This window comes from Cytobacillus sp. EB106-05-05-XG126 (assembly GCF_058791715.1).
In genome coordinates, this window is the sequence record NZ_JBYTDU010000002.1 from 221,114 (window position 1) to 229,818 (window position 8,705).

Annotated in this window: 8 protein-coding genes; 7 read left to right on the forward strand and 1 reads right to left on the reverse strand. The window is 41.7% G+C overall.

The window, feature by feature from the left end:
• Positions 1-74: 74 nt before the first annotated feature.
• The 5 genes from lon (at position 75) to AC3WTL_RS11530 (ending at position 5,570) form a co-directional block, all read left to right on the forward strand.
• Positions 75-2,402, forward strand: a complete 2,328-nt coding sequence (gene lon, locus AC3WTL_RS11510) for an endopeptidase La (protein WP_222497638.1) — start codon at positions 75-77, stop codon at positions 2,400-2,402.
• Positions 2,399-2,980: a ribosome biogenesis GTP-binding protein YihA/YsxC gene (gene yihA, locus AC3WTL_RS11515; protein ID WP_222497639.1), complete on the forward strand. Its 582-nt coding sequence runs from the start codon at positions 2,399-2,401 to the stop codon at positions 2,978-2,980. Before lon ends, yihA begins: the two co-directional genes overlap by 4 nt.
• A gap of 326 nt (positions 2,981-3,306) precedes the next feature.
• Complete coding sequence (locus tag AC3WTL_RS11520; RefSeq protein WP_048011019.1) at positions 3,307-4,089, forward strand: transporter substrate-binding domain-containing protein; 783 nt, start codon at positions 3,307-3,309, stop codon at positions 4,087-4,089.
• 82 nt (positions 4,090-4,171) lie between these two features.
• The gene (locus AC3WTL_RS11525; protein ID WP_035332627.1) at positions 4,172-4,819 is read left to right on the forward strand and encodes an amino acid ABC transporter permease; all 648 of its coding nucleotides are present in this window, start codon (positions 4,172-4,174) and stop codon (positions 4,817-4,819) included.
• A 13-nt stretch (positions 4,820-4,832) separates the two neighbouring features.
• Entirely contained in the window at positions 4,833-5,570 is a 738-nt protein-coding gene (locus tag AC3WTL_RS11530) for an amino acid ABC transporter ATP-binding protein (protein WP_048011017.1), read from the forward strand.
• Between the two features lie 47 nt (positions 5,571-5,617).
• Here the strand turns inward: AC3WTL_RS11530 and AC3WTL_RS11535 are convergent, their stop codons facing one another.
• The gene (locus AC3WTL_RS11535) at positions 5,618-6,103 is read right to left on the reverse strand and encodes a LiaI-LiaF-like domain-containing protein (RefSeq protein WP_222497640.1); all 486 of its coding nucleotides are present in this window, start codon (positions 6,101-6,103) and stop codon (positions 5,618-5,620) included.
• A 228-nt stretch (positions 6,104-6,331) separates the two neighbouring features.
• Between AC3WTL_RS11535 and hemA the strand changes: the two genes are divergently transcribed.
• Entirely contained in the window at positions 6,332-7,681 is a 1,350-nt protein-coding gene (gene hemA / locus AC3WTL_RS11540) for a glutamyl-tRNA reductase (protein ID WP_163143688.1), read from the forward strand.
• Between the two features lie 14 nt (positions 7,682-7,695).
• The gene (locus AC3WTL_RS11545; protein ID WP_035332624.1) at positions 7,696-8,529 is read left to right on the forward strand and encodes a cytochrome c biogenesis protein; all 834 of its coding nucleotides are present in this window, start codon (positions 7,696-7,698) and stop codon (positions 8,527-8,529) included.
• Positions 8,530-8,705 lie beyond the last annotated feature (176 nt).

The following is an 8,705-nucleotide window of genomic DNA, read 5'->3' on the forward strand; positions in this document are numbered from 1 at the left end:
AAATACGATAGAATTGTACAAAGAAATTATTAGCAATATGGGGTTAAAAAGATGCATTTTGGAGGTGCAATGGAATGGCGAAAAAGAAAGAAATCATCGTCCCCCTCCTGCCGCTTCGGGGCTTGCTCGTTTATCCGACCATGGTTCTGCATTTGGATGTAGGCCGTGAGAAATCGGTTCAGGCTCTGGAAAAAGCAATGGTAGATGACCATTTAATTTTCTTAACAACACAAAAGGATATATCTATAGATGAACCATCAGAAGATGATCTTTATGGAATGGGCACGCTCACACGTGTCAAGCAGATGCTCAAGCTTCCAAACGGTACAATCCGTGTTCTTGTTGAAGGGCTTAAGAGAGCGCAAATCATTGATTTTCAGGACGAAACTGAACATTATTCCGTTAGTGTTAAGGTTTTTGAGGATCCTGAGACAAAGGACGTAGAAGATCAGGCATTGATGAGGACTATGCTTGAATATTTTGAGCAATACATAAAGGTATCGAAGAAAATATCAGCTGAAACTTACTCTTCTGTAGCAGATATAGAAGAGCCGGGGCGTATGGCAGATATCATCTCTTCCCACTTGCCTTTAAAGCTAAAGGAAAAACAGGAAATACTTGAAACCATTGATGTTAAAGAGCGCATGAATCAGGTTATTGAAATCATCCATAATGAAAAAGAAGTTCTGAACCTTGAAAAAAAGATTGGCCAGCGTGTAAAAAAATCAATGGAACGTACGCAGAAGGAATATTATCTGCGTGAACAGATGAAGGCAATCCAAAAAGAACTTGGGGATAAGGAAGGCAAGACAGGAGAAATCGCTGAGCTGACGGAAAAGATTGAAAACGCCGGTATGCCTGAGCATGTCCAGCTTACCGCTTTAAAAGAACTGGATCGCTACGAAAAGGTTCCATCCAGTTCAGCCGAAAGCGCGGTTATCCGTAATTATATTGAGTGGCTTGTCACATTGCCATGGTCGAAGTCAACTGATGATGACCTGGATATTCAGAGGGCTGAGAGAATCCTGAATGAAGACCATTACGGCCTCGAAAAAGTAAAGGAACGGGTTTTGGAATACCTCGCAGTGCAAAAGCTGACGAACTCCCTTAAGGGACCAATCCTATGCCTTTCAGGGCCTCCGGGTGTCGGTAAAACAAGTCTTGCACGTTCTATTGCAACATCGCTAAACCGTAATTTCGTCCGAGTATCACTCGGCGGAGTCCGGGATGAGTCTGAGATTCGCGGACATAGACGAACTTATGTTGGTGCCATGCCTGGCCGAATCATACAGGGCATGAAAAAGGCAGGGACGATTAACCCTGTATTCCTGCTTGATGAAATCGACAAAATGTCCTCTGATTTCCGCGGGGATCCTTCATCTGCTATGCTGGAGGTTTTAGACCCTGAGCAGAACCATAATTTTAGTGATCATTACATTGAAGAAACCTATGATCTTTCAAAGGTCATGTTCATAGCTACAGCCAATAATCTTGGCACAATCCCTGGCCCGCTGCTGGACAGAATGGAAGTTATCACAATTGCAGGCTATACAGAGCAGGAGAAGATTCACATAGCTAAAGACCACCTGCTGCCTAAGCAAATTAAAGAGCATGGTCTTTCGAAATCCCAGCTTCAGATTCGTGAGGATGGACTTCAGAAGGTAGTGCGCTATTATACCCGTGAGGCAGGAGTCCGCGGTTTGGAGCGCCAGCTGGCTACTATCTGCAGAAAAACGGCTAAAATTATTGTATCCGGGGAAAAGAAGAAAGTGATTGTGAATGCAAAAAATGCTGAAGAGTTTCTTGGGAAGCCAAAATACCGCTATGGTCAGGCTGAGCTTGAAGACCAGGTTGGCGTTGCGACAGGGCTTGCCTATACAACAGTTGGCGGCGATACCCTACAAATAGAAGTATCCCTTTCACCCGGAAAAGGAAAGCTCGTTCTTACAGGCAAACTGGGGGATGTGATGAAAGAGTCTGCTCAAGCGGCATTCAGTTATGTTCGTTCAAAAGCTAAAGAACTGGGCATTGATGAGAATTTCCATGAAAAGCATGACATTCATATCCATGTTCCCGAAGGTGCTGTCCCGAAAGACGGCCCATCTGCAGGAATAACAATTACTACCGCCCTGGTTTCTGCTCTTTCAGGAAAACCAATCCGTAAAGAAGTGGGAATGACAGGGGAAATTACTTTAAGAGGCCGGGTGCTTCCTATTGGCGGCTTGAAAGAAAAATCATTGAGCGCCCATCGTGCAGGATTGACGAAGATCATCCTCCCTAAAGATAATGAAAAAGACATTGAAGATATCCCTGAAAGCATCAGGGAAGAACTTGATTTCGTTTTGGTATCACATGTGGACGAAGTCTTGAAACATGCCCTGAATGGCGGTGCACAAGCATGAAAGTAACCAGCTCAGAAATAGTCATCAGTGCTGTTAAGCCTGATCAATATCCTGAAAGTGATTTGCCGGAATTTGCCCTAGCCGGCCGTTCAAACGTCGGCAAATCTTCTTTCATTAATAAAATGCTTAATCGAAGGGGACTTGCCAGAATATCCTCTAAGCCGGGGAAGACACAAACCCTGAATTTTTACCTTATTAACGAAATTCTTCACTTTGTTGATGTTCCGGGCTATGGGTATGCAAAGGTATCCAAAAAGGAACGTGAAGCTTGGGGAAAGATGATAGAAACATACTTAACAAACAGAGAGCAGTTAAAAGCAGTTGTGCTGATTGTTGATTTGCGCCATCCCCCTACAAGTGACGATATCATGATGTACAACTTTTTAAAGCATTATGAAATTCCCTGTGTTGTAATTGCCACAAAAGCGGATAAAATACCGAAATCCAAGTGGCAAAAACATATGAAAATCACGAAAGAAACATTGGATATCGATCCGAATGATCAGATCATTATGTTTTCCTCTGAAACAGGTTATGGGAAAGACCAGGCCTGGTCCGCATTAAAAAGCTATATGTAAATAAAAATCCCGCAGCATTTGCAGCGGGATTTTTTGTTTTCTCCATTCAGGTCTTTCGTCCTGGAAATGGGTATTAGAGATAACCTGTATTTCACTGCGCATTTGGTATTAACTGTATATTAATTTTGTCGAAAGGTAAGGAATCTCAAGGATACGGGAGAATATGGAGTTATGTTGGAGTCTGCAGATGATCAGTTAATGAGAACAGCTTATATACTTTTATTTCATAAATTATCATAAAATATGAATTTTGAGAATATTCATAAATGATGATAGAGTTAAAGGGCACATTAAAAAGAGAGATACTGAAGGGGGAATTTAGACTAGTGAGACATTGGTTAAAAGGAATCATAGCAGCTGCTTTTGTATTGGTCCTGGCTGCATGCGGATCAGAGGAAGCTTCTAAAAGCGGAATGGATCTAGTAGACGAAGACAAATTTACATATGCGGCTTCGGGAGAGTTCAAACCTTTTAGTTATACAAATGATGATGGAAGCATGAGCGGCTTTGATATTGATGTAGCAGAGGCTGTAGCAAAAGAACTCGGGCTTGAGCCGGTTCAGAATAAATTTAAGTTCGGCGGTATAGTGGAGGGAGTTAAGTCAGGCCGTTTTGATGCAGCGGTAGCCAGCCACACTATTACTGAAGAACGTTTGAAAGCAGTCAATTTTTCAACTCCATATTACTATTCAGGCCCGCAAATATATGTGCGTCCGGATAGCACGATTGAGACACTGTCTGATCTTGAAGGCAAGGAGATTGCAGTATCAAAAGGATCAACATACACATCAAATGCAGAGGAAGTGACAGATAACATTCAGTTTTATGACAGTGATGTTGTCGCCCTGGAAGCATTGAGCAAGGGAAAACATGATGCTGTTATCACTGATTTTGTTACAGGCAAAGAAGCAATTGGCGCCGGAATGAAAATTGAAGGCAAAGAGCTGCTTGGCCGCAGTGAGCAGGCAATTGCAGTTGCAAAGGATAATAAAGAGCTGCTCGAAAAAGTGAATGAAGCTCTTGAAACACTTCGCGAGAATGGAACACTCACAGAAATCAGCAAAAAATATATCGGTGAAGATATAACAGTTGATCCTGAGAAGGAATAACATTGCGGGCGGATGTGTATTAGACATTCGCCTGTTTTGTTTTTTTACACAGAATGAAATTGCCATCTGAAGGGGGATTTTTGTGGATTTATTTACAAAGTTTATTGATACATATCCCGTATTTTTAAAGGGGATGCTCTTAACCTTTCAATTAACCATTGTATCGGTGTTTATTGCTATTTTTATCGGGTTGTTTTTTGCTTTTTTAAAGATATCAAGAGTGAAAGTTCTGGAATGGATTGCAGACATCTATATTTTTCTTGTGAGGGGAACTCCTCTTGTTGTCCAGATATTCATTTTCTATTTCGGATTGACAGCGCTGGATATTTCACAGTTTTGGTCGGTTGTGCTTGGACTTGCCTTTCACAACGGTGCCTATATAGCCGAAATTTTCAGGGGCTCCATTCAATCCATCGACAAAGGACAAATGGAAGCAGGACGTTCACTGGGTATGACTGCCGGCCTTGCGATGAGAAGAATCATTCTTCCTCAGGCATTCCGACGGGCTATGCCGCCTCTTGGGAATCAGTTTATCATTGCATTGAAGGATTCCTCACTGGCTTCCTTCATCGGCATGTACGAGCTCTTTAACGTGGCAACAACATATGGTTCCAATGAATATGACTACATGAGCTATTTGCTGATCGTAGCTGTTTACTATTTAGTACTTGTACTTATTTTCTCCATCCTTGTAAATATGATTGAGAAAAGAATGGCAAGCAGTGATTGAGGAGGAATGAGGAATGAGTGAATCGTACATGATCAAGGTAGAAAAATTGAACAAATCATTCGGGGATCTCCATGTCCTGAAAGACATTGACATAACAGTGAAGGAAAGCGATGTTGTTTGCCTGATTGGTGCCAGCGGGTCCGGAAAAAGCACACTGCTCCGCTGCTTGAACTTTCTTGAATTAAAGGACAGCGGCAATATCATTTTTGAGGGTGAAAAGGTTGAGAAAGAAACACATGACCTAAATAAAGTAAGAGAAAAAGTAGGAATGGTCTTTCAGCATTTTCATTTATTTCCTCATATGACTGTTCTCGAAAATGTGATGGAAGCACCTTTGCATGTGAAAAAGCTTCCTAAGGATCAAGTGAAAAACGATGCCCAGGAGCTATTAAAAAAAGTTGGGCTTTCTGACAAGGAGAATGTATACCCATCAAAACTTTCAGGCGGACAAAAGCAGCGTGTAGCCATTGCAAGGGCACTGGCAATGAAGCCCGATATCATGCTTTTTGATGAGCCGACATCGGCACTGGATCCGGAGCTGGTGGGGGAAGTGCTTTCCACAATGAAGGAACTGGCCCTGGAAGGCATGACAATGGTCGTCGTCACGCATGAAATGGGCTTTGCAAGAGAAGTGGCAGACTGGGCTGTCTATATGCATGACGGAAGAATTGTAGAAGTGGGACACCCGGAGGACTTGTTTAACAATCCAAGAGAGCAGAGAACCAAAAATTTCTTGGATTCGGTTCTTTAGACAGTTTGAATGGTAAAAGACAGGGAAAAGCTAAATATCCCTGTCTTTTATTTTTTCTTTGATAATAAAAAATATAATCCAATTAACATTAATAGGATTGGCCAAAACTGCCAAACATCAGAGACGCCATTTTCAAGAAGTCCCATCCACTCAGCTACTCTGTCATAAAACAGGAGCAATGCGGCAAGAATTAAGAATAAGATGCCCTGGAATAATCCTGCACCTGTTTTCTGATGCCGAAGGAGGAAGCCGAGAGCAATTATAAGAATGAATGTACCAATATGATCCGGCCAAATTTCGAGGCGGTTCACCACATGAAAATGCAGGCCAAATCCGGTTAAAATAACCCCTGGCAATATGGAGTCATAATCCCTGGCGCCATATCCCTGAGTTAAAAAAGCTGCTCCGACGATAATGAGAAGAGTCGGCCAGGAATAATAAGACTGTAAGGCAGTAAATTCGCTCTGCTGGAGAAAAAAGTAGGCTCCAAATCCGAGTAAAATAATTCCGGGGAAAATACGCTGATTTTTCATGAAAAACACCACTTCCAATAAGGTTCACTTGAATCCGGCAAGTTTTTTTGTTACTGTACATAAGGGAGTATTTGTCTATTTTAAGATTACCTTAATACAAGGCTCCTGTTTAAAATATAGTATCATATGTGTTCATTATCTGTTCACATTTAAGCATTAATTGAAAAAATAGAAATGATATAATTAATATTAATGAACTAGGCAATAATTCTGGGGGTGTCAATTTCAATGCATATCTTAGTCGTCGGTCTTAACTATAAAACTGCCCCTGTTGAAATCCGTGAACGTCTAACCTTTAATCCTTCACAATTGGGCGAGGCAATGAAGACTTTAAATGACAAAAAAAGCATTTTAGAGAATGTCATTCTGTCTACTTGCAATCGGACCGAAATTTATGCAGTTGTGGACCAGCTTCATACTGGCCGCTATTATATAAAGGAATTTTTGGCAGAACATTTCAATATGGATCAGAATGAATTTTCTCCATTCCTATTTATTTATGAAGGGGATGGGGCAATAGAGCATCTATTCAAAGTAGCATGCGGCCTAAACTCCATGATCCTTGGCGAGACACAGATTTTAGGACAGGTAAGGTCTAGTTTCCTGGGAGCTCAATCGGAAAATTCAACCGGTACCGTCTTTAACCACTTGTTTAAGCAGGCAGTAACGCTTGCTAAGCGTGCACACTCCGAAACGGAAATAGGAGCAAATGCAGTATCTGTCAGCTATGCAGCAGTGGAACTGGCTAAGAAGATTTTTGGATCACTCGAAAATAAACATGTTCTAATATTAGGAGCCGGTAAAATGGGTGAGCTGGCAATACAAAATCTTCATGCCAACGGAGCCAGCAAAGTAACAGTAATTAACCGTACATTTGAAAAAGCACAGAATCTTGCAAGCCGCTATGCGGGCCAGGCAAAAACACTGCATGAGCTTCAGTGTGCTCTTGTTGAAGCTGATATTTTAATCAGTTCTACAGGGGCCAAAGAATTTGTTGTCACAAAGGATATGATGGCTTACGCAGAAAGAATGCGTAAAGGCAAGCCTCTATTTATGGTTGATATTGCTGTTCCAAGAGACCTGGATCCGAAACTGGCAGACCTGGACAGTGTTTTCCTATATGATATTGATGATCTTGAAGGCATTGTTGAAGCGAACCTTCAGGAGCGTAAAAAGGCAGCCGAAAAGATTCAGCTTATGATTGAAGGAGAGATTGTTGAATTCAAGCAATGGCTGAACCTGCTTGGTGTTGTTCCGGTCATTTCTGCCTTGCGTGAGAAAGCACTGGCTATACAGAGTGAAACCATGACAAGCATTGAAAGAAAGCTGCCGCATTTGAGTGATCGTGATAAAAAAGTGCTGAACAAGCATACAAAGAGCATTATCAATCAGCTATTAAAGGATCCTATTTTACAAGCTAAAGAAATGGCTGGACAGAAAGATTCCGAACAGGCATTAGATTTGTTTGTAAAAATCTTTAATATAGAAGAACTTGTTTCAGATCAGCAGAACGTGCACGCAGCAGCTAAACCAAAGCACGCATTCGCTCAATCACAGCAGACTTCCTTTCAATCATAAAAGGGGTTCTGTCCATGTTTGACATCTATATGACACGGCTGCATGAATTCACGGTGGTTCTGTATGCCTTATGTGTCTTATTATATTTTATTGATTTTCTTCATCATAACCGGAAGGCGAATAGAATTGCCTTCTGGTTACTTGCATTTGTATGGGTGCTTCAAACGGTGTTCCTAATTCTTTATATGATTAATACAGGAAGATTTCCCGTATTGACCATTTTTGAGGGCCTGTACTTTTATGCCTGGGTGCTTATCACTCTTTCTTTGGGAATTAACAGGCTGCTTAGAGTTGATTTTATCGTCTTTTTTACAAATGTTCTCGGCTTTATCATAATGGCGATCCATACATTCGCACCTGTGCAGATTGATTCGGCTGTCAAAGCGCAGCAGCTCATATCAGAACTGCTGCTGATTCATATAACAGTTGCGATACTTTCATATGGAGCCTTCTCGCTCTCCTTCGTTTTCTCATTGCTGTATCTTATTCAATATGATTTGCTGAAAAGGAAAAAGTGGGGAACGAGGCTGCTCCGGATAACGGATTTGTCAAAGCTTGAACATATGTCCTATGTATTAAATGTAATCGGTGTACCTATGCTGATGATAAGTTTAATTTTAGGCATCCAGTGGGCATACATTAAACTGCCGCATATGGTCTGGTATGACTCCAAGGTAATCGGTTCATTCATTGTCCTGGCTTTATATAGTATTTATCTCTATATGAAAGTAGGAAAGGGCTTATATGGAAAATCTTTAGCACTCTGGAATTTAGCATCATTTTTAATTGTACTAATTAACTTCTTTTTATTCGGCAAACTTTCATCTTTCCATTTTTGGTATTCATAGAAAAGCGGAGGCGACTGCCCGGCCCCGACAAGCATAAGATGGTCTGCGGCCGCGGCGCAGTTTGCCGCAGAGCAGAACAGCTTATGACCTCGAGGGGCCAGGAGCCGGAGCTGGACAAAGAAAAGCGGAGGCGACTGTTCAGCCCCGACAAGCATAAGATGGTCTGCGGCCGCGGC